An 18,923-nucleotide genomic window follows, 5' to 3' on the forward strand; every position below is an offset into this window, starting at 1 on the left:
AACAAAAACAGACACAACCAACACCCCCGGGAAAACGGGACGTGCAGGCCGCACAAAATTTGAAACCAGCTGTAAAAACCAGACCACACCACGGGGTGGCATAATCCAGTCAATTCAACCAATCCATATAAATAAATTGGTATCAACAAACTTGGCACACTATTGAGTTCTCAAACAACAGACACACCCGGCACCACCACAACAACTCAGCCGTGGATCGCTCCGGAGCAACTTTTCAAACTTACCCGGTTCCAGCCCCCGATGCAAATCCCGCTTCCAGGACCACACCAGCAACCAAACCAACCCCACCCGAACCCGCAGCGCACAAAACGCCAACCAGATCCTGGCCTTGAAAATTTAGGGGATTGGCCGCCTCCGGTTCCCAGCATTTCCGCTGGTCTCCCTCGCGGCGACTTAGAAAACAATACACCCACACACCCCCCACCGCAACTCCGATCCGCAGGGTCCTCGGCCACCGGCCAGACCTGCCGATCAGACCCTGCTGGCTGGCCGCCAAAGTCCCCCGGCTCGCCGCCGGATCACCGGCAGCAACCGTCCGGCAACAAACCGTCCGCCGTGAGCCGTCGCCACAGCGACGTCGGATTAAACGCAAGAAGGGCCGGCAACCAAACGGTTGCCGGCCCTTCTCAAGCCACTGGCTTCAGGAGTGCTGAATTACCAGGAAGACTTCGTGATGCCCGGGAGCTCACCGCGGTGAGCCATGTCGCGGAAGCGAACACGGGAGATGCCGAACTTCTGGAAGGTACCGCGGGGACGGCCATCGATGATGTCGCGGTTACGCAGACGTACCGGTGAGGCGTTGCGGGGCAGCTTCTGCAGGCCGAGGCGAGCAGCTTCGCGTACTTCGTCGGTTGAGTTGGGATCAACCAGAGCCTTCTTCAGTTCGAGGCGCTTTGCAGCATAACGCTCGACGATGACTTTACGCTGTTCGTTCTTAGCGATCATTGACTTCTTAGCCATAGTGTTTAGCGCTCCTCTCGGAATTCGACGTGCTGGCGGATTTTGGGGTCGTACTTCTTCAGAACCATACGGTCCGGGTTGTTACGACGGTTCTTGCGCGTCACGTAGGTGTAACCCGTGCCCGCGGTCGACTTGAGCTTGATGATCGGACGTACGTCCTTGTCCTTTGCCACTAGAGCTTCACTCCTCGTGCCAGGATGGCGGCTACGACTACGTCGATGCCACGCACGTCGATGGTCTTGATGCCACGCGCAGAGACCTGCAGCGTGACGTTACGGCGCAGGGACGGAACCCAGTAGCGCTTCTTCTGGATGTTCGGGTCGAACCGGCGCTTGTTGCGGCGGTGCGAGTGCGAAATGCTGTGTCCAAAGCCCGGCTCGGCTCCGGTCACCTGGCAGTGTGCTGCCATGACGACTCTCCTCAAAAATAAACGAAACGGTTGGCGGAGTTCCCACCTCACCGTGCAACAGGCAGCGTCCGCATCCAGCCCCCACCGTGATCGGTAGCCCGCAGGGTTCAGGCAGACGGGATGAACCGGCTGTTTCCTCACTGCGGCGAAGATTGTGGGCCACGGTCACGGGCTGCGGAAACCTTTCGGAAAGCCGCTGCGAAGTGCCGGGATACTGGGCGAATACAGGAGTGCACGCAACTTGAGCCCCTAACTACCGGCCATCGGGACTGTCGATATTGCTGACAAATCCCGCCAACCGGAGCAATTGCACACGCTCCGCGCCACCTAGCGCCTACCAAGTCTACGAGCTAGGCGAATTAAAGGCCAATCCAGCGTTGCGGGGTGTATAAGGGCCCGCCCCGCAAACCCCCGTCAGTCACATCAGCGCCTTAGCGGTTTCACAGCTAATTGAAAGGCCCAAAGCGGACGATGGAGTCATGAATCCGCCACCCCAGTCGACTATTGCCGCCCCAGGCTCCCCGGCTTGACGAACCGTGCAACCGGCTCAGCCGACCCGTTCCGGGCACAGTCCCGCCGGAGGCTGCTCCGGTCGGATCTGCTGACCGTGCTGGCCTGGGCCTCCGTCGCCGGGGCCGTGGCGCTGTGGCTCGCCGACGGCGGCGCTTCCGGGTTCTCAACGGTTGCCGGGTCCTTCACTGCGGTGGGCATCGTCGCCGGACTCACCGGCATGGACCTCGTCTTGCTGATGCTCCTCCTGACGGCCCGGATCCCGGTCATCGACACCACCGTCGGCCACGACCGCGCCCTCGAGTTCCACCGCAAACTCGGGAAGCCGGCGCTGTACCTCCTGCTCGCCCACGGAATCCTGATCGCGGCAGGCTACGGAATGGCCGAGGGCCTGGACCCCGTCAGCGAGGCCGTCGCCTTGTGGGTGCTGGTACCCGACATGTGGCTGGCATTCGTGTCGATCGCCCTGTTCGTCGCCGTCGTGGTCACTTCCCTCGTGGCGGTCCGACGCCGGTTCCCCTACGAATTCTGGTACGCCGTCCATCTGCTGAACTATGCCGCCGTCCTGACTGCGATCCCGCACCAGTTCAGTGTTGGCGGACTCTTCGCCGAAGGCACCTGGCAGCGCTGGTACTGGCTCGCCATCTGCATTGCCACCGGCGCAGCACTCCTGCACTACCGGGTGCTGGAGCCTCTCGTGGCCACGTTCCGGCACCAGCTGACGGTGAGCCGCGTGGTCCAGGTCGCCCCCGGCGTCGTCAGTATTGAGATGAGGGGACGCCACCTCCATGACCTGGCGGGAAGCGGCGGCCGGTTCTTCATCTGGCGGTTCCTCGCCCCCGGCCTGTGGTGGCACCCGCATCCCTTCAGCCTCTCCGCAGAACCCATACAGTTCGACGCCGCGGGAACCGGGGTCCTGCGGATCACCGTCCGCAATCTGGGCCGTGGCTCGAGGCAGCTGGCGGCCGTGAAACCGGGCACCAAGGTGGCTGTGGAAGGCCCGTACGGCCTGTTCAGCACAGCAGCGCGCAGCCGCAGCCGGGTGGTGATGATCGGTGCCGGAATCGGGATCACGCCGCTCCGCGCCCTGCTCGAGCGCACCCCGTTCACGCCCGGCAACGCAACGGTCCTGCTCCGCGGCCACAGTGAGACCGAGCTGTACCTGGGCAAGGAAATCCTGGACCTCTGCAGGCAACGCGGCGCCACCTTGTTCCACCTGACCGGGCCGCCGCCCGCCGGCGGACGAAGCTGGCTCCCGGAGACCGCCGCCCGTGCGGGGCACGGGCTGGCCGACTACGCGCCGGATCTTGGCGATTCCGACATTTACATCTGCGGGCCGGCGGCCTGGGCCCGCAGCGTCATCCACGACGCCCGCGCAGCCGGTGCCGGGGAGGACCAACTCCACTACGAAAGGTTTGACTGGTGAGAATTCGCGCAGCGGTTTCAGCAGCACTCGCGTCCGCCGGAATTCTTCTGGTGGGCTGGCAGTCCGGCGGACAAATCGCCGAAACGGCCAGCACCGCCACGGGAAGCTCGGCCGGCAGCGGCGGGGCCACATCCGGTTCCGCCGGGACGAGCGCTTCGGGCGGCACGACGGGTTCCTCAGGCGCCTCGGGCCCGTCCGGCGCCGCCGGCAGCTCCGGCGCTGCGGCCAAAGCGGCCGGAACGGCCGGAACGTACGACGGCGCCGTCGTCCAGACCCGCTTCGGCGCCGTCCAGGTGCAGATCACGGTGCAGTCGGGCACCATCACCGAGGTAACAGCGCTCCAGCTGACCGATGCGGAAAGAAAATCGGTGCAGATCAGCAACCGGGCGGCACCCCTGCTGCGGGCCGAGGTCCTCAAGGCCCAGTCCGCGAGCGTGCAGACCATCAGTGGTGCCACGGTGACCAGCGTTGCCTATCTGGATTCGCTTCAGGCGGCCCTCGATGCAGCCAACCTCTGAGCAGCAGACCCCGGGTGTGGAACACCCCGCCCTGACGGCCCGGACCTTCGGCTGCATGGGCACGGTCATCAGCCTGGCGATGCCGTCCGCAGCCGCCGCCGCTGGAACTTTGCCCCGGACGAACGTCACAGAACACCCGATCGAGGCGGCCGCCGGCGCCGTCGAACGGGTGTTCGCCGGGCTGGACGGAACATTCAGCCTCTACCGCCCGGCGTCAGAGGCCAGCAGGCTGGCCCGCGGCGAAATCACCCTGCGGGAAGCATCGCAGGAGATGCGGGACCGGAACGCGGAGGCCGCCGGCTGGCGGCTGCTGACGGCGGGCGCCTTCACTCCGGAACGGCCGGACGGGGTGCTGGACCTTTCCGGGATCATCAAGGGCCATGCAATCCAGCAGGCCGGCGACACACTCCGGGCATCGGGGTTTCGGGACTGGTGCCTGAACGCCGGCGGCGACGTCCTGGTGGGCGGCTCCCCCGTGCCGGGGTCCCGGGTATCGTGGCAGTCCGGGATTGTCGACCCGACGGACCGGACGGCGCTCGTGTCGGCGTTTCCGCTGGGCGGTTGCAGCCGTTTCTCCGTACTGGCGACGTCCGGCTCGGCAGAGCGCGGGGAGCATATCTGGACCGCCGGAGCGGGCCGGTCGGCGTTCCTCCAGGTGTCCGTGGCGGCCACGGACATTGTCACCGCGGACGTGCTGGCGACGGCGATCGTGGCCGGCGGGCACACGATGCTGGACCGGGCGGCGGACGAGTGGGACGTGGAAGTCCTGGCCGTGCTGGGCGACGGCGGGCTGCTCGCGACGCCGGGGTTCCGGTCCTAGAGGTGGGCGGGTGTGGCGTAGCGCGGCGCCAGGTTGTCGCCGGAGGACTTGCCGGTGAGCCGGCGGACCACCCACGGCGCGGCGAATTCGCGGACCCAGCGGGCGTTGGCCCGGACCGTCTCGGCCCGGTTCAGTTCCGGCACGGGCGTCATGGGCGGGACGTCGATCGAGTGTTCGTGCTCGAGGACGGTGAGGACGCGTTTGGCCATGTTCGCGTGGCCGGCCGGAGACATGTGCATCCGGTCCGTGGCCCACATGCCCCAGTCGTAGTACTCGCTGAAGCGCCAGTAATCCACCAGCAGGGCGCCGTGGTCGCCGGCGATTCCGCGGACCAGTTCGTTGTAAATGGCGGTGCGGCCGCGCGTCGTGCCGAAGATCTTCGAGCCGCGGGAGTCGAAGCCGGTGAACATGACAACCGTGGCGCCGGTGGCCTTGAGCTTGCGGATGCCGGCGTCATAGTCCGCCAGCAGGTCGTCGATGTCGACCTTGGGCCGGAGGATGTCGTTGGCGCCGGCGTAGATGCTCACGATTGTGGGTTTGAGCGCGACGGTGGCGTCGACCTGTTCGGCCATGATCTGCCGCAGTTTCCGGCCGCGGATGGCAAGGTTCGCGTACCCGAAGCCCGGATCGGCGGCGCCGAGCTGCTCAGCCACGCGGTCTGCCCAGCCCCGGACGCCGTTGGGACGGGTGGGGTCGTCGTCACCGACGCCTTCCGTGAAGGAGTCTCCAAGGGCTACATAGCGGGACGTGAAATCCATGGATCCAGTCTGACAGCAGTTGCCCCAAGCAAACAAAAGCCGCTACTCCCGGATCCGCACCGCCGATTCGCGCAGGTACTGCTCCACGCGGGTGTACGCGTCCCGGGTGAGCGCCTTCCACAAGGCGATGGCCAGCCGCGGGTTGCTGCCTTCCAGTTCTGTGATGGCCTCGGCGCTGAGCACCATGACCCCCACCGGTCCGACCGCCCTGACGGTGGTCTCCTGCCGGCTGCCGCTGCCGAGCGCGAGCTCCCCGAAGGTCATCCCCGCGCTGAGGGTGTTGAGTTTGACCCGTTCGGCGGTGGGCCCCGGGGAGGTGCTGCTGACCTTGCCGGAGGTGATGAAGTAGACCCCGCCGAACCGCAGCCCGACGCGGCGGATGACGTCGCCGTCGCCGTATTGCTTTGCCGTCATGAGCGCCGCCAGGGCCTCGGCGTCCGCCGCGTCCAGCGGCGCGAGGGCCGGCGAGGCAGTCACGGGGACGTGGTCCGGCAGCAGCAGCCGGGTCCCGTAGCGCACCAGCAGGCTGTTTTCGCAGTATTCGACGGCGGCGCTCCGGGTGGCGAACGACGGAACCCCGGGCCCGTCCGCTCCCGAGGTCTCCTCGAGCGCTGCCGCCACCGAGCCGTCTGTTTCGACCAGCACGAGTTCGCGGCCTGCATCGGCCATCCCCTGCCGGGCCAGGGCCAGCATCCTCAGGGCGACTTCGCTCACCAGGTCCGTTCGGCGCAGGTCCAGGACGGCCAGTTCGACGTCGTCCTCGAGGTCGCTGAGCTCGCGCACCATGGATTCGGTCCCGGCGAAGAGCAGGTCGCCGTTGAGCTCGATCACGCGGGCCCGGCGGCCGTGTTCCCGGAGGACATCGGCGGCTTCGTCGTTGCGGCGGATCCCCGACGGCGTCTCGGTGACGTCGTAGGCGGCGCGGATGGCGGAGCGGCCGGTCCGGGCGGCCCGGACAAAATGCAGTTCCATGTCCCGGGACAGCCGCTGCGCCGTCGCAAGCCCGCGCACGCTGCTGCCGTGTTCATCCAGCGGCGGCGAGTAGACCGCCAGCCCGACCTGCCCGGGCAGGACAGCGATGATCCCGCCGGCCACCCCGCTCTTGCCGGGCATTCCGACGCTGCTGATCCAGGCACCGGCGTCGTCGTACATGCCCGAGGTCATCATCACCGACAGCACACGCTCCACCGGGCCGATCTCCAGGACCCGCTTGCCGTTGAGCGGATTCCGGCCGGCGTTGGCGAGCGTAGCGGCCATGATCGCGAGGTCCACGCAGTTCACCAGCACCGAGCACTGGCGGAAATAGTCCTCGAGGACCGGTGTGGGGTCGTCCTCGATGATGTTGAAGGAGCGCAGCAGATGGGCCAGGGCCGTGTTGCGGTGGCCGTGCTTGAGTTCGGATTCGTACACCCTCTCGCTCACCGAGAGCTGCCGGCCGGCGAAGGCAGAGTACGTGCTGAGGATCCGCTTGAAGCCGGACTGGCCGCCGGAGCCCTTGATCAGGGAGGTGGCGGTCAGGGCGCCGGCGTTGATCATGGCATTCGCCGGACGCCCGGTCCCCTCGGCCAGCGAGATCTCGTTGAAGGAATCCCCTGACGGCTCAACGTCGACCTTGGCGTCGACTGCCTCATTGCCCAGGTCCTCGAGGGCCAGACCGTAGGTGAAGGGCTTGGAGATCGACTGGATGGTGAACTCCTCGCGGGTGTCCCCTATCTCGTACACCTTCCCGTCCACGGTGGCGAGGGCGATGCCGAAGTTGTCCGGATCGACATTCGCCATCGCCGGAATGGTGCTGTACGGCTTGCCGTCCCTGAGCTGGGCTATCTCGGCGTGGATCTGGCGCAGGTAGCTCTGGATCGGCGATTCCATAGGACCAACACTAGGCGACGCCGTGCGGCCGGCCGACGGCTGACCTTCTGGCTTACTGCCCGTCCTGGTCGCTCTCTCGCAGGATCCAGTGGTCGTCATCGAGGCGGGCCACGATTTTTTCGCCGATCCGGGCGAGGTCGGCGACGTCTTCCTCGCTGAGGGCGTCGAGGAAGAGCGAACGGACGGCCTCGACGTGGGCCGGGGCGAGCTGTTCGATCGTGGCCATTCCGGTGTCGGTGAGGTGCGCCGTCGTGACCCTGGCGTCCCCGGGGTGCGGGCGGCGCTCCACCCAGCCACGGTTCTGCAGCTTGGTGACCACATGCGAAAGCCGCGAAAGGGAGGCGCTGGTGCGCGCGGCGAGTTCGCTCATGGGCAGGAACCGGCCCTCGGTCTCGGACAGCATCGCCAGCACGTTGTAGTCGAAGAGGGAGAGCTTCCCGGAGTGGTGCAGCTGCGTGTCCAGGGCGGCGGGAAGCAGCGTGTTGATGCTGAGCTGGGCCAGCCAGGCCCTGCGTTCGTCGGCGTTCAGCCAGCGCGGTTCGGTCATGGCTCCATTCTAGGAGACCTGAAGCTTGACATTTCAACTTCACGGATCGGCGTCCGTGGCCCCGCCCGGGTGGGGGCTTTTGGCAGGCGGTAGGCTGACCGTATGTACGTAGTCTCCCTGACCTATAAGGTCCCCGAAGAGATCGTTGACTTCCATCTGCCGGCCCACGTGAAATGGCTGCAGGACGCCTTCGACGAGGGCGTCTTTATGGTTGCGGGACGCAAGATTCCCCGCACCGGCGGGCTGCTGCTCTCCAACGCCGACCGCGCCGACCTGGATACATCGCTGGCCCGGGACCCGTTCTACGTCAACGGGGTGGCCGACTTCGAGGTCATGGAGTTCCATGCCAACCGGGTGGCTCCGGGGTACGAGAACCTGCTGGACAGTTAGAGTTACCGCGGCCCCTTCCGGGCGCTTCAGCCGCGGACAAGTTTCTTTAGTCCCTTCCGCGGGACCCGGACTGGATCCGGCCAGCGCGGAGTCAGCTGGTCACCGAGGGTGACGCCGCGGAGTTTGCGCCCGAACAGCGGAAGCACCCAGTCGAGCACCCAGCGCCGCTGCCGCCGTTCCCAGTCCAGGAGCCCCTGCCGGACGGGGGGATCCCATTCCTTGGGGGTGATTTTGTGGGGCACGCCGAGCTGGTCGAGGACTTGCCCGGCGAGATACCGGTGGCCGGCCTTGGACATATGCAGCCGGTCCGTGTCCCACATCCGCGGGTCATGGAACGCGTCAAAGCACCAGTAGTCCACCAGCACGGCTTCGTAGCGGGCCGCCATGTCCCGCACGCGCTGGTTGTAAACGGCGTTGCGCTTCTTCAGAGGTTCCAGAAGGGGCGAGACCTTGACGTCGAAGCCCGTGAACACCACCACGGTGGCCCCGCTCGCGGCCAGCGTGGCGACAAGCGTTTCGTAGTCCTTCATGAGGGCGTCGATGTCGGTCCCGAAGTCGAGGATGTCGTTTCCGCCCGCGTACAGGGTGACGAGCGTCGGTTCCATGGCCAGCGCCGGCTGCAGCTGCTCGGCGATGACGTGGCGCAATCGTTTGCTGCGGATCGCAAGGTTGGCGTACTCCCATCCCGGTTCCGCCTTGGCCAGCTTCTCCGCCACCCGGTCCGCCCAGCCGCGCACCCCATTGGGCAGCCGGGGGTTGTAGTCCCCCACCCCCTCGGTAAAGGAGTCCCCCAGGGCAACATAAACCCGCCGCCCGCCGGCGCCGCGGGATAGAAAGTTCTCGGTCATGGCGCCACGCTAGCCCCGCCGGACGACGTCGGGGTTAACTAGCGGGGCACGTCAGGTGAGCTGATCACCGGCCACTGCCGGTGGTTTGCGAAGGAGCGCATCGCCGACCAGAGCGGAAGCCCGAAAGGGCCTGGGTCCCGCGACCGCGTCAGAGCTCGGCTTTCCCCTGCCGCCAATACCCCATGAACGCAACCTGCTTCCGGTCGATGCCCACGTCCCGCACCAAGTACCGGCGCAGCTCCTTGATGGCCCCGGCTTCGCCGGCAATCCAGGCGTAGAAGGGCATCACGCCGGCCGGTTTGTCCGGATTCCTGCTGGCTCCGAGTGCGGCGGTATCCATCCGGGCCGGCGTTTCCCACAGGATGTCCTGATCCACGTTGACGTCCTCAGGCTCCGGTCCGGCAGCGTTGCCGGTGGTCTTGATGCCCACCCAGCCGGGCACGGGCACAGCGGCGCGGACCGCTTCGTCCAGGAGTTCGCCGTGCGGCCGCGAACGGCCGATTGCCGCACCGCGCGCCAGCCAGGTGACCGTGATGTCGGCGGCAGAGCTGAGGTCCTGGAAGTCACCGGCCTCCGGGACCTCAAGGATGGCGTGCCCGCTCATGTAGGCCGGGAGGCTTTCGAGGATGGCGCTGATCGCCGGAACAGCGGTTTCGTCCCCGGCGAGCAGCACACGCTGGGCCAGGCCCGGCCGCCACTCGATGCCGGAATAGGTTTCCGCGGTGATGCAGTGGGCGGCCCGGTTGTTGGGTCCGATGAGGGTGAGGGCGTCCCCCGGCTTGGCCGTCAGCGCCCAGTTCGCGGCGGGGCCGCCGTTCCCGGAATCGTCGAAGTGCAGCACGAAGTCGACGTCGATTTCCGGGTAGACGGCGTCGAGCCGTTCCTGCCGCACGGTGTAGGTGCGCATGGATCCCCGGGTGGCCGGGTCCATGGCGAGCCATTCCCGGTACCAGCCGGACTCCGCCATCCGGAACTCCGGCAGCGGCACCTGCGTACCGTCCGCGGCCAAAGAAGGAATCATCAGCTTGATCCGCAGATCCATGGTGCTGCCGTGGACACCGAATCCGCGCAGCGAGTAGCCGCCGAACGTGATCCGGCGGAAGTTGGGGCTGAGCTCCTGGACTGCCGTGACCTGGACATCGAACGCCAGCGTCATCGGCTCGGTGGCCGGCGCGGATTTCACGGACGCGGCCCCGCGGGCCGGGTTTTTGTTGACTGCGCTCATGGGATCAGCTCCAGAGTTGTGGGGACGGCGTTCGGGGACTCGGCGTGGTGGCGGCCGAGCGGGATGATGAGCGGGGTTCCGGAAACCGGATCCGGGACGACGCGGGATTCGAGCCCGAAAACGTCGCGGACCAGTCCCTCGGTGACCACCTCGAGGGAGGTGCCCTCGGCCACGATCCGTCCCGCCTTCATGGCGATGACGTGGTCCGCATAGCGGGCGGCGAGGTTGAGGTCATGCAGCACGATCGCCACCGTGGTGCCGCGCCGGCGGTTGAGGTCGGTAATCAGGTCCAGCACTTCCACCTGGTGGGCGAGGTCAAGGTATGTGGTGGGCTCATCCAGCAGCAGCACTTCGGTCTCCTGTGCCAGGGCCATCGCGATCCACACGCGCTGCCGTTGCCCGCCGGACAGCTCATCGACGTTCCGCGCGGCGAGATCAAGCGTCTCCGTGGCCGTGAGAGCGTCCTGCACTGCCCGCTCGTCGTCTGCCGAGCCGCCCGTCGACCCGGACCGGAAGAAACTCTGGTGCGGGTAGCGGCCGCGGCTCACCAGATCCCGGACGGTGATACCGTCCGGCGCGGTGGGATGCTGCGGAAGCAGGCCGAGGATCCGGGCGACCTCCCGGGCGGGGCGGCGGTGGATGTCCTTCCCGTCCAGGGTGACCATGCCGGAAGCGGGTTTGAGCAGCCTGGACAGGCCGCGGAGGAGCGTGGACTTTCCACAGGCGTTGGCGCCGACAATCATGGTCACCTTGCCCTCCGGGATTTCGGCGGACAGCCCCTCGATGACGGTGCGCTGATCGTACTTGAGCGTCAGGGCTGAGGCGTTCAGAGCGGTCATCTCAGGCATCCTTTCGGTTGGACGTGACGAGGAGCCACAGCAGGAAGGGCGCGCCGAGCGCACCCGTGACGACGCCGACGGGCAGGGCGGTTCCGTCCAGCAGCAGCGGGGCGATGTTCGCGGCGAAGTAGTCCGCGGCGAGGACAATAAGTACCCCGGTCAGGGCCGACGCCGGCAGGCTCGCCTTGCGGACGAACCGGCGCGCAATCGGCCCGGCGAGGAACGCGACGAACGCCACGGGTCCGGCGGCCGCCGTCGCCGCGGCAGCAAGCCCGACGGCGGTGATCACGATGCCCAGCCGGGCCGCACGGACCCGAATACCGAGGCCTGCGGCGGTGTCGTCGCCCAGTTCGAGGATGCGCAGCGGGCCGGCGAGGAGGGCGACGGCTGGAAGCAGCACAAGCATTGCGATGCCGAGGGTTCCGGCCCGGTCCCAGCTTGCGGAATTGAGGGAGCCGTTGAGCCAGATCAGGACTTCGGCGGCGGTACGGATGTCCGCCCGCGTCATCAGGAAGCTGACCACGGCGTGGAGGGCGGCGGCGATGCCGACTCCGGCCAGGATCAGCCGGCTGCCCGCGGCGTCGCCCCGCTGCCCGCCGGACCCGAGGGATCCGCTGCGGGAGATGGCGTAGATGAGGGCGGCCACCCCAAGGGCGCCGGCAAAGGCGGCGCCCGAAACGACGGCACCGGTGGCGCCGAAGACGACAATCGCCGTCACGGCTGCGGCACTGGCCCCGTAGCTGATGCCGATCACGTCCGGGCTGGCCAGGGGGTTGCGGAGCATGGTCTGGAACAGCGCGCCGGAGAGCCCGAACGCGGCGCCGATCAGCGTTCCCACGACGGCGCGCGGCAGCTTATGCTCCATCACGATGAAGCTTGCGCCGGGGATCTTCTCCCCGCCGGTGAGGTGCGCTGCCAGGATCTTGAAGAAGTCGGGGATGGTGACCGTGTAGCTGCCCAGGAGCACGCTCGCGGCGAAGAGCGCCACGACGGCAAGGGCCAGCGCGGCGGTCCGCCAGTGTTGCGCTATCAGTTTTGGTCGCTCAGCCGCGGTTTTGACGACGGGAAGTGATAGGTCAACGGGGGTTTTGGTTTCGGCGAGTGTCACAGTCCGGCCCCCTTGCTGCGCCGGACCAGCCAGACGAACACCGGAGCACCGACGAGGGCCGTCATGATCCCGGCGGGCACTTCACCCGGGAGCAGGATGACGCGGCCGATCACGTCCGCACCCAGCAGCAGGGCCGGGGCCAGGACCAGCGAAAAGGGCAGAATCCAGCGGTAATCAGGACCGGTGAGGAAGCGGACGGCGTGCGGAATGATGAGGCCCACGAACCCGATGGGGCCGGCCAGCGCAGTGGCTGACCCGCAGAGCAGGACGATCCCGAGGGCGGTGATCCCGCGGGACAGCCCCACACGTTGGCCCAGGCCGCGGGCGATGTCGTCACCGAGGGCAAGGTTGTTGAGGATCCGGCCCGTGACGAGCACAATTGCGGCTCCCAGCAGCAGGAACGGCAGGCCCGGGAGGATCACTGACCAGTCGCGGCCGGCGATCCCGCCGACCTGCCAGAACCTGAAGCGGTCGAGGGTGTCCCGGCTGGAGACCAGGATGACGTTCATCAGGGAAAAGAGGCCCGCGCTCAAGGCGGCGCCCGCGAGGGCGAGCTTCACCGGCGTCGCGCCTTCCCGGCCGAACGACGCGATCAGGTAGACCACGACGGCCGCGGCCGCTGCGCCGATGAACGCGAACCAGATGTACCCGGTCAGCGAGGTCACGCCGAAAACGTAGATTCCGGTGACGACCGCCAGCGCAGCCCCGGCGTTGATGCCGATAATGCCCGGGTCCGCCAGGGGGTTGCGAGTGACACCCTGCATCGCGGCGCCCGCGAGCCCGAGGGCGCCGCCGGCGAGCAGGCCCAGGACGGTGCGCGGGATGCGGGCGTGGACTACGGCGTGGTCGCCGTTGGCCGGATCGAACTGGGTCAGCGCCTGCCACACGGTTTCCAGGGCCAGGCCCCGGGCTCCGATGGCGAATGATGCCAAGGTTACGAGCGCAAGTACGACGACGGCGGCCAGCAGCCACAGGAGGCGCGGCCCCCGGGCAGGGGCTGATGCAGCCACGGCTGGGTCCGGGGCGGACCGGGCGGCGGTGCTGCCCGCCGTCGTCGTAAGTGGGCTCATGGAACGGTGCTTACTTGACTTTGTCCGCTGCGCTGGCGAGCTGTGGCAGGAACGTGTCGAGTGCCCATGGCAGGCTCAGCGGCGAGGACGCGGAGATGGACAGTGTCAGGGCGTTGTCCGAGTCGGCAACGAGGGCACCGTTCTTGATGGCCGGGATCTGGCTGAGCAGCGGGTCGGTCTTGATGGCATCGGCGGTCGTTGCGTCGGGGACCCAGGTCACGAAGACGTCGGAGGCGAGTTCGTTGGCCTTCTCCGCGGACCACGGGATGAAGAACTCCTTGGAGCCCTTGGAATTGTCTTCGACGACGGGGGCCAGCTTCATGCCGATCTCGCTGAGGAAGCGGGGGCGGTTGTCATTGGCGGTGTAGACGTTGACGCCGTCGCCCTTGGCGGGCTCCAGGTTGCCGTAGATGAAGCTCTTGCCGGCCAGCTGCGGGTACTTCGAGACCTTGTCCTGGATGGTGGCTTCGGTGTCTGCGACCAGCTTGGTGGCTTCGGCGGTCTTGCCGAGGGCCTTGCCGATGATGGTGGTGGAATCCTGCCATGGCGTTCCGTAGGCGATCTCCGGGTGGGCTACCACGGGGGCGATTTCGCTGAGCTTCTTGTAGTCCTCCTCCGTGAGGCCGGAGTAGGCGCCCAGGATGACGTCCGGGTTGAGCTTGGCGATTTCGGTGAAGTTGACACCGTCAGCCTCGGAGAACTGGACCGGGGCCTTCTCGGTACCGAAGCCGGCGCCGAGCTTCTCGAGCGCGGCGTCCTTCCACGGGGTGGATCCCTTGTCGTTGCCGCCCCATTCGTTCTTCGGGACACCTACCGGAACCACACCGAGGGCAAGCGCCACATCGTCATTGACCCAGGACACGGTGAGGACCCGCTTGGGCTGTTCCTTGATGGTCGTCTCGCCGAACACGTGCTTGATGGTCACCGGGAACGCGGAGCTGGCCGACTGGCTGGGGGCATCCGTCGCCGTGGAGCTGGCCGGACCGGTGGAGCAGGCGGTCAGGGAGAGCGCGACGGCGGCCAGGGCAGCAGTCGCCTGCCCGGTGGCGCGGAGGAACCGGCGTCGGGGCACAGCGCTGCTTGGGGTAGGGAGAGGCATGGGATTCCTTAGGTCAATGATGCGAACCTGAGTAAGGCTAGCCTATCCTTCTGTGAATTAAGCAAACGTTTCGTAACGTAATTGTCTCGATCCGGCTATCCGGGCGGTTTTCGGGCGGTACCGCGGCGTCGAAGACGGTGGCGGTGGACGCCGTTGCCGGGCTGGACGTGCCGCCCCCACCAGACTTCCCGCAGTAATTCCATCGATTTGTTATATTTCCGTGCCCGGCGGCCCGGAGGTCAGCGGAGGACGATGTCCACGGGGTTGGCTTCGGACCGCCAGGTTCCCCCGGAGCCGGGACGCGGACCGATCACGGGAGCCGTGAGCACCCCGGAACGGTTGGTGCGCTTGTCCCGCAGGATCTCGGTGACGGAGCCAAGGTGCCGGGACAGGTCGATCACGTTTTCGGGGGCGGCCAGGAGCAGCTGGAACCCGAACTCGTGCAGGGCCTTGATGCCGGCACCGGCAAACTCCTCCGAGGCGAGCACGAACGCCTCGTCCATCATCACGGTGCCGTAGGTGGTGAAGCCCTGCTCGGCGATGCCCAGCTGGTAGCTCAGGGCCGCGGCCATGATGAACGCGGTGAAGCGCTGCCGCTCGCCGCCGGACATGGAACCGGTGTCCGCATGCATAAAGACGTCGGTCTTTTTGCGGCCGCCCCGGGATCCGGAGCCGTGGGCCTCGCGGTGCTCCTTGCACTGGATGAACAGGTGGCCACGGACGTCGAGCACTTCGGAGCGCCAGCGCCGGTCCTCGGGTGTCTGGGAGCCCAGCCGCTTCACGAGCGTTTCGAGCGACTTGTAGCGGTTGGTGAGCTCGGCGTCGTCATCCGCGTCCGCCCCGGGGGCGGGGCCAACTGCTTTGCCCGGCCGCGTGTGCCGGACCTTTAGCGCGTTCTGGATGGCGTCCTTGAACTGCTTGGCCGTGGCGGGCAGGGTCTGCTTGATGTCGAGTTCCAGGAAGCTGCCCTCGTGGAAGTTGACCTCGGACAGGATCCCGTTGAGCGGCAGGATGCGGCTGGTGATGGAGCGGCGTTCCTCGTCCAGCAGGTGCAGCAGCGTGCTGAAGGACTCGTGGGTGCGCTGGTTGAAGAACTGCCGGAATTCGGCCTCCTGCGCGGGCAGCCCGTCGCTGACAATGGCGTGGTAGCGGCCCTCGAACTCGCCCGCGGCCCCGATCGAGGTGCCGTGGTCCGCGGAGACCGCCGTGCCCCATTCGCGGACGAATCCTTCGAAGATGCGGGTAAGCCGCTCAGAGGTGGCCTGGCCGCGGGACTCGGCGGCGTGCAGCTCGGCGAGGAGCCGGGTCCGCACCTGGTTGGCCAGGTTGTCCAGCTCGTGCATCTCCAGGACGTCGCCGAAACCGGCGAAATACGGTTCCAGCGCGGTCACGGTGGCGTCCGACGGCGGCGACTGCGCCAGGCGGGCCCGCGCGGCGTCCAGCAGCGCATCGGCGGCCGTGAGCTGCGTGTCGAGGGCTTTGTATTCGCTCTGCAGCACGGCCGCGGCCTCGGTGCTGGACTGGTGCTTGTGCCGGGCCGCCTCGATGTTGGCGCGGAGCGGTTCGAGGTCCGCCTGCGCGGCCAGGGCGTCCTTGAGCCGCTGCTCGATCCGGGCGAGCTCGTCCGCGGCCACGGCGGCCGAAACCTGCTCCCACGGCCGGTGGTCGTCGGCGACGCGGCGCAGTGCCTCGAGCTGCCGGGTCATGCCCTGGTGCGATTCCTCCCGGCTCTGGGCCAGTTCGGTGGCCTTGGCCAGTTCCTGCTGGAGATCCTCGACCTGCGCCGCCACAAGTTCCAGCTTGGAGGCGTTGTCGAAGCCGAGGACATAGTCCTGCCGGCCGGTGAAGCGGTCGTCCTTTTCCACCGTGTGGCGGTTGCGTTTGACCACCCCGCCCAGGCTCAGGCCCTTGTCCAGCCGGGCGAGCTCGTCCGGGTCCTCGACGCAGGGGTAGGCGAAGTCGAGGGCGATCCGCTCGCGGATCCACTCGCCGGCCTCCCCGGCCGGTCCGGTGGTGAGGATATCCAGTTTGCCCAGCAGGTCGCCGTCGGCCGCATCCTCCACGGCCAGCGCACCGCCGGCGAGCGGCCTGGACACGTCCACGGCACGGAGCGCGCCGCGGACGGAGTGATCGTTCAGGTACCGGGTCACGGCGGCGAAATGCTCGCCCGGGACCAGCAGCGTAGTGGCGAGGCTCCGCAGTGCACGCTCGGCGGCCGGACGCCATTGTTCCTGGCCCTCGGCAAGGTCGATCAGCTCGCCGCCGAAGGGCATCTGCTCCTCCGACACGCCCGTGGCGGCCGCGATGGCGCTCCGGTTTTCAATGCTCGACGGCGGCAGCAGCGACTTGCGGGTCTTGAGGGAGACCAGCTCCTGCTGGGCCGCGGCCAGTTCCCGCTTCCTGGTGGCGTGGCCGTCGAAGGCCTCGAAACGCAGCTCCTTGAGCGCCTCGGCATCGTCCTGCAGCTCGGCGGAACGTGCGGCGGCGTGCTCGTGCGCCTGCTCCCAGCCGGCCGCTGTCCAGTCGAGTTCCAGGCCGGCGTCGGACAGCGCCTTGCGGGCCGATTCCTCCACCTGCTGGCGGAGCTTGAGCCCCACCCGGGCGTTTTCGAGCGACTGCTCGATCGCGGAGATCGCATTGCCGCCCTGGTTGTTGTAGTCCGCCTCCAGCTGGCGCAGCCCCTTGGCCAGGCCGTCGCGGACGCCGCGCTCGGCGCCGAGCTCCTTGGCCTTCGCCTGGGCGAGGTCCTTGAACCGGGAGAGCGTTTTCTCATGCACGGTGACGGCCAGCTGCTGCTTATACGCCTCGAATTCCTCGCCTGAGAGGTCCCGCAGCCGGTTAGCGTCGAGCAGGGACTGGGCGTATTCCTTATTCAGGCCGGGAACGGGGGCCAGCTGGTCGCGCTGCTGCCGGACGTCCTCGAGGCGCTGCCGGATGGACATCAGGTTGCTGAATTCCTCGACGACGTCGTCCGCGGCGGACAGCGTCGCGGGGGCGTCCAGGACCTGGTCCCGGAAGAAGGTGTTGACGCTGCCGCCGAGGCCCTTGCCGGCCTGGATGACGCGCAGCAGCGGGAGTGCCTGGTCCGAGTTGATGCCGAGAAGGCGTCGGAAGCGTTCCGCGAAGGCCTTGTGGACGTCGAAGACCTGGGCGTCCGGGAAGATCGCGTCGAGGGCGGACTTGGTGAACCGCTTCTCCGCGATGCCTTCGATGGCTGTGAGGTCCAGCGGCTTGTTGTCGATCACGTAATACCGGCCGACGCTGGACTCCGTGCCGTTCTTGGGCAGGTCGAACAGCGCCGAGACCGTCACCCGGGTGCCCGCGGCGTTGTCGAAAGTCAGCCCGACGGCGGACCAGGTGGCGCCGGGGCGCTGGAAGGCACTCGCCGAGCCCTCGCCGACGGCCTTGTCCCCCACTTTGCCGCGCATGTACGTGAACGTGGTCCGCTTGTCCTCAACCGCACCTCCGGCGCGCTGCGCCGCGGCCTCGTTGGAGCGCGGCCGGGCGTCGAAAACCCGCAGCATCGCGTCGAACAGCGTGGACTTGCCGACGCCGGAATTGCCCGTGAGCAGGGTGCCGTTGCGGTCCACGTGCATCGTGTGGGCGCCATGGAACGTGCCCCAGTTGACCACTTGGACCAGGGCGAGGCGCATCTGGCCCGGGTTGGTGAGCTCGCCCATCGGCAGCATGGATGCGATGCTCACTTGGATTCCCCCGCTTCCTCAGTGTGGTCGCCCTCGGTGTCATCCTCCGCCGGAGCTGCCGCGTCGGCGTCGAGCTCCAGCAGGGGTTCTGTTCCTGACTGGTCGGTGGCGGCGGCTATGAGGGCTTCGATTTGGGCCGGGATGTCGCCGATGTTTTCGAACGGGAGGGCCAGCGGGAGGGCGTTGGAGATCGTGTAGACCTCGTCCAGGCCGGTGGTGAGCAGGAGCTGGCGGGCCAGGAGCTTGGTGATGGCGCGGTTGACGACGTCGGAATCGCGCAGGGCGTCCTGCTGCCCGGAGGGCTGGTAGTGGGCCACGAGCTCGGCGATTTCCTCGCGGGTGATCGTGGGGTCCGTCTGGGCTGTGACGTGACGGTCCAGGAGCAGGCGGAGGCGGAGCAGCACGATGGTTTCCACCCGGCTCAGGGCGCGCTGCTGGCGCAGGATGCTGGAACGGGTGCTCCCGCCGATGGCCTCGGGATCCACCGGGCGCAGCACGGCGACCTTGCGTTCGTGGTCCAGCTGGAGGGTCAGGAACAGTTCGGAGAGGCGGCTGCGCAGGATCAGCTGGTTGTCCAGCAGCGTGGTCCACAGTTTCTCGTCCCGGCCGCCGTCGATATAGGGCCCCTTGAGGAGCTTGACGAGGGCCTGGCGGACCTTCATCGGCAGGACGCCCGTGTCACCGGGGAACAGCGCGGCGCCGTCGACGAAGGTGTCACGCGGGCTGACGGTGTAGGGGTCGGCGTGGACGTGCTGGGCAGGCTCCGCAGCGGGGGCCGCCGTCGTGATGTCTTCAGTCATCT

General features: G+C 67.5%; 18 protein-coding genes. 4 read left to right on the forward strand and 14 right to left on the reverse strand.

What is annotated here, in order from left to right; genetic code table 11:
• Positions 1–675: 675 nt before the first annotated feature.
• From rpsN to rpmB, 3 genes are read right to left on the reverse strand one after another with little or no spacing between them, the layout of a single operon-like run.
• Positions 676–981 carry a 30S ribosomal protein S14 gene (gene rpsN, locus ABIB51_RS15545; RefSeq protein WP_026266887.1) on the reverse strand — a complete coding sequence of 102 codons (306 nt, stop codon included), beginning with the start codon at positions 979–981 and terminating at the stop codon, positions 676–678.
• Between the two features lie 5 nt (positions 982–986).
• A complete protein-coding gene (gene rpmG, locus ABIB51_RS15550) occupies positions 987–1,154 on the reverse strand; it encodes a 50S ribosomal protein L33 (protein WP_164204159.1) in 168 nt (55 codons plus the stop codon).
• A complete protein-coding gene (gene rpmB / locus ABIB51_RS15555; protein WP_011693744.1) occupies positions 1,154–1,390 on the reverse strand; it encodes a 50S ribosomal protein L28 in 237 nt (78 codons plus the stop codon). The genes rpmG and rpmB overlap by 1 nt, the downstream gene beginning before the upstream one ends.
• Before the next feature lie 526 nt (positions 1,391–1,916).
• Here rpmB and ABIB51_RS15560 point away from each other — a divergent pair.
• The 3 genes from ABIB51_RS15560 to ABIB51_RS15570 are packed head-to-tail and all read left to right on the forward strand — an operon-like array spanning position 1,917 to position 4,664.
• A complete protein-coding gene (locus tag ABIB51_RS15560; RefSeq protein WP_354189563.1) occupies positions 1,917–3,326 on the forward strand; it encodes a ferredoxin reductase family protein in 1,410 nt (469 codons plus the stop codon).
• On the forward strand, positions 3,323–3,844 hold the full coding sequence (locus ABIB51_RS15565) for an FMN-binding protein (RefSeq protein ID WP_354189565.1): 522 nt from the start codon (positions 3,323–3,325) through the stop codon (positions 3,842–3,844). Before ABIB51_RS15560 ends, ABIB51_RS15565 begins: the two co-directional genes overlap by 4 nt.
• 55 nt (positions 3,845–3,899) lie before the next feature.
• Entirely contained in the window at positions 3,900–4,664 is a 765-nt protein-coding gene (locus ABIB51_RS15570) for an FAD:protein FMN transferase (RefSeq protein WP_502916157.1), read from the forward strand.
• Here ABIB51_RS15570 and ABIB51_RS15575 read toward each other — a convergent pair.
• Genes ABIB51_RS15575 through ABIB51_RS15585 form a run of 3 tightly spaced genes read right to left on the reverse strand, consistent with a single transcriptional unit; the run spans position 4,661 to position 7,838 of the window.
• Positions 4,661–5,422, reverse strand: coding sequence for an SGNH/GDSL hydrolase family protein (locus tag ABIB51_RS15575; protein ID WP_354189569.1), 762 nt, complete (start codon positions 5,420–5,422; stop codon positions 4,661–4,663). The two genes, ABIB51_RS15570 and ABIB51_RS15575, sit on opposite strands and share 4 nt — an antisense overlap.
• Before the next feature lie 42 nt (positions 5,423–5,464).
• Positions 5,465–7,291: a glutaminase A gene (glsA, locus tag ABIB51_RS15580; RefSeq protein ID WP_354189571.1), complete on the reverse strand. Its 1,827-nt coding sequence runs from the start codon at positions 7,289–7,291 to the stop codon at positions 5,465–5,467.
• A 52-nt stretch (positions 7,292–7,343) separates the two neighbouring features.
• Positions 7,344–7,838 carry a MarR family winged helix-turn-helix transcriptional regulator gene (locus ABIB51_RS15585; RefSeq protein WP_354189573.1) on the reverse strand — a complete coding sequence of 165 codons (495 nt, stop codon included), beginning with the start codon at positions 7,836–7,838 and terminating at the stop codon, positions 7,344–7,346.
• A 102-nt stretch (positions 7,839–7,940) separates the two neighbouring features.
• Between ABIB51_RS15585 and ABIB51_RS15590 the strand changes: the two genes are divergently transcribed.
• Entirely contained in the window at positions 7,941–8,228 is a 288-nt protein-coding gene (locus ABIB51_RS15590; protein ID WP_354189575.1) for a YciI family protein, read from the forward strand.
• Between the two features lie 26 nt (positions 8,229–8,254).
• On the opposite strand, the gene ABIB51_RS15595 is transcribed toward ABIB51_RS15590, so the two are convergent.
• The 8 genes from ABIB51_RS15595 to ABIB51_RS15630 all read right to left on the reverse strand — a co-directional run bounded on the left by ABIB51_RS15595 (position 8,255) and on the right by ABIB51_RS15630 (position 18,921).
• Positions 8,255–9,076, reverse strand: coding sequence for an SGNH/GDSL hydrolase family protein (locus ABIB51_RS15595; RefSeq protein ID WP_354189577.1), 822 nt, complete (start codon positions 9,074–9,076; stop codon positions 8,255–8,257).
• Between the two features lie 148 nt (positions 9,077–9,224).
• Positions 9,225–10,232, reverse strand: coding sequence for a siderophore-interacting protein (locus tag ABIB51_RS15600; protein WP_354189726.1), 1,008 nt, complete (start codon positions 10,230–10,232; stop codon positions 9,225–9,227).
• 65 nt (positions 10,233–10,297) lie between these two features.
• Positions 10,298–11,140, reverse strand: a complete 843-nt coding sequence (locus ABIB51_RS15605) for an ABC transporter ATP-binding protein (protein ID WP_354189579.1) — start codon at positions 11,138–11,140, stop codon at positions 10,298–10,300.
• A 1-nt stretch (position 11,141) separates the two neighbouring features.
• A complete protein-coding gene (locus ABIB51_RS15610) occupies positions 11,142–12,173 on the reverse strand; it encodes a FecCD family ABC transporter permease (RefSeq protein ID WP_354189727.1) in 1,032 nt (343 codons plus the stop codon).
• 71 nt (positions 12,174–12,244) lie between these two features.
• The gene (locus tag ABIB51_RS15615) at positions 12,245–13,318 is read right to left on the reverse strand and encodes a FecCD family ABC transporter permease (RefSeq protein ID WP_354189581.1); all 1,074 of its coding nucleotides are present in this window, start codon (positions 13,316–13,318) and stop codon (positions 12,245–12,247) included.
• 10 nt (positions 13,319–13,328) lie between these two features.
• Positions 13,329–14,417, reverse strand: a complete 1,089-nt coding sequence (locus ABIB51_RS15620; RefSeq protein ID WP_354189583.1) for an iron-siderophore ABC transporter substrate-binding protein — start codon at positions 14,415–14,417, stop codon at positions 13,329–13,331.
• Between the two features lie 239 nt (positions 14,418–14,656).
• Complete coding sequence (locus ABIB51_RS15625; RefSeq protein ID WP_354189585.1) at positions 14,657–18,121, reverse strand: ATP-binding protein; 3,465 nt, start codon at positions 18,119–18,121, stop codon at positions 14,657–14,659.
• Positions 18,118–18,921: a DUF4194 domain-containing protein gene (locus ABIB51_RS15630; protein ID WP_354189587.1), complete on the reverse strand. Its 804-nt coding sequence runs from the start codon at positions 18,919–18,921 to the stop codon at positions 18,118–18,120. Before ABIB51_RS15630 ends, ABIB51_RS15625 begins: the two co-directional genes overlap by 4 nt.
• Between the last annotated feature and the right edge of the window lie 2 nt (positions 18,922–18,923).

Origin of the sequence: Arthrobacter sp. UYCu712, from assembly GCF_040547005.1 — a bacterium.
GTDB lineage: Bacteria > Actinomycetota > Actinomycetes > Actinomycetales > Micrococcaceae > Arthrobacter.